This window comes from Oleiphilus sp. HI0079, assembly GCF_001635105.1.
Window position 1 is genome coordinate 1 of the sequence record NZ_LWFT01000676.1, and the last position, 2,297, is coordinate 2,297.

Consider the following 2,297-nt stretch of genomic DNA (forward strand, 5'->3'; position numbering starts at 1 on the left):
GCTTAAAACTGGTGATTAGTTCCGATGCCTTTTCAAGATTACGGGAGGTAATACCTGCGGCCATGATTGCGTCATTAAGGAACTCTTTTAGGCCACTTTTGGTAACAGAACCAGTCGCAAGTTGCTGCTGAATACGTTCGGCAAAGTCTTTAAGCGTGGATGAAGCCATGGTGGCATTGCCTATCGGCGTATTTAACTCATGGGCAACACCCGCAACAAGACTACCTAATGAGGCCAATTTATCCGCCTGAACCAGCTGATCCATCGTGTCATTTAAAGCGGTGTTGGTCTTTTCTAACTCTTGATTCGACTCGATCAACCGCTTGGTGCGTTCTTCAACGCGCTCTTCAAGCATCTCATTTATTTCTCTTAACTGCTGCTCCTTTGTCTGAAGCGCGTCCTCACGGTTGGATATGGCCTGCGACATTTCAACCACATTTTCAGAGAGTTCGTTAAACTCACGAATCCTTTCTTGCACAACCTCCGTCTGGTAATTCCCTCGCGCAATGTCCTTTGCCTGCTGCGACAAAACAGCAAAACGTCTAGAGAACAAAGAAGAACGTTTTAAGGCAATCAAAAGTACCAAAACGATAATCGTCACAACAGAAATAAGCCAGTTTCTCAACTGTTGATACAAACCCGCCCATATGGAGCTTTCTTCTTCAGAAACAATGACGCTCCAGCCCAAATCGTCCATGGTCACCAGCGTGCCGAAGTATTTCTGGTTATCCCACTCGAAATCTGTGGAGTAGACTTTCTGACTGTCGGGACGGTTAAACAGGGCCAGATGCCCCAAGTTGAATTGTTGTTGGCTAAGAGAAGAGTCTGGATGCGCAATTAGCTGGTGATCAGCATCCACGAGCATCATGAGAATATCCTGCTCAGACAGCCGCTTGCTGAGTTTTGGTAAGCGATCTATGGCCAGCTCGGCGATCAAACGCTGCTCGCCCACCTCTTCAAAATAAGCAATGGAAAGACGCCCCGTCACAATCGATAAAAAAACCTGAGTCCAACCTGACGTCTTCCCCTCTGTCTGATAAACACTGGAATGCGACAAGTCCATATCCATGTATAACTGCTCTGTTTCAAGAACAATGGCATCTCTGATAGCAATACTCTTAATCGACCCCGTTGCGTCCAAAAAGTAAACAGAATCAAAATCACTCTTTTGACTGAGAAAGCCCTTAACCAACTCTCGCCTATCAATATCTTGAGCCGCCAAGCCGATCAGCAAACCCGCCTGTTCTTCTGCGGTTGCAATACGCTCAATCACTTGCTGCGTCACCAAGCTCGCAATCGATTGCTGCTCATCAATGATATTCTTGGTTAAATAGGGGAAGAGCTGCCAGGTAAAAAAAGCCATGGTGGCGCCGAGAGGAACGAGAGCCACAATGGCGAGCTGTATCAAAAGCTCGGATGCAAGTGAGCGCGTTTTCGCTGGTTTAGACACGGCTTAAATCTCGCTCACGATGAAACATAATGAGACCACATCTCTATCGACACCCTCGTTTAATCTGTTTGCACGACAAACTGACTGTTTATAATCTGTGTCACGTAAGTCTTGCTCTCCGCATCACCAAACTCATCAAACTGCACACTTCCTTGGATGGCCGGAAAAGTACCTTGCGCAAGTAATGCGTCCTTCAGGCTTTGAGAAGCCGATTTATTCTTCAAGCGATCAATGATTACGCGAGTCGCGTTATAGGCAGTTAAACCAGGAAAGCCAGGCTCATGATTAAACCGTTTGATAAAACCCTCACGAAAACGTTGGTAATCCGGATCTTTACTTTCGCGATCTAGGTATTGAGGTACAAATGCACCCTCAACAAAGCGCCCTCCGAGCTCAATCAGCCGTTCTGTACCCGCCCATTCCGAAGTACCCAACATTACGTCATCAGACTTCGATCTTATTAATTTCGCTAATAGCGCCGCGTCCACGGCATTGGTCACAAAGATCACAATATCAGGGTCGCCCGAGACGAGTTGTTCGGCTACTGGAATCAGAGCTTCTTGGTTACCGGAGGAAAAACTCAAAATAGTAACAGCAGAGCCACCCAGTTCCGTCATGCGCTGTTCAAAATCGGTAATCCAACCTTGAGAGTAGGCTTTATTGTTTAAATCGTAGATGGCGGAAAAGGTGCGAACGCTCCTTTCATTGAACAAGAACTCAGCGACTTCTCCCGCATGAACAGCTGTCGCCGCCAATACCCTGAAAAAGTGATCGTCTTTGTTGGACAAATCGTTGGTCGTCACGGTCACGCCCATCATCACAGTTTGTGCTTGCTCTGCCATCGGCG

At 47.1% G+C, this 2,297-nt stretch carries 1 protein-coding gene and 1 pseudogene; both read right to left on the reverse strand.

All coding sequences use genetic code 11. The annotated features are described in order from the left end of the window. A pseudogene (locus A3750_RS12345) lies at nt 1-1,450 on the reverse strand (hypothetical protein); the annotation flags it as partial. Nucleotides 1,451-1,509: 59 nt separating this feature from the next. Then, nucleotides 1,510-2,297: ABC transporter substrate-binding protein (locus tag A3750_RS12350; RefSeq protein ID WP_156498557.1), on the reverse strand; the 788-nt coding region annotated here is incomplete at its 5' end.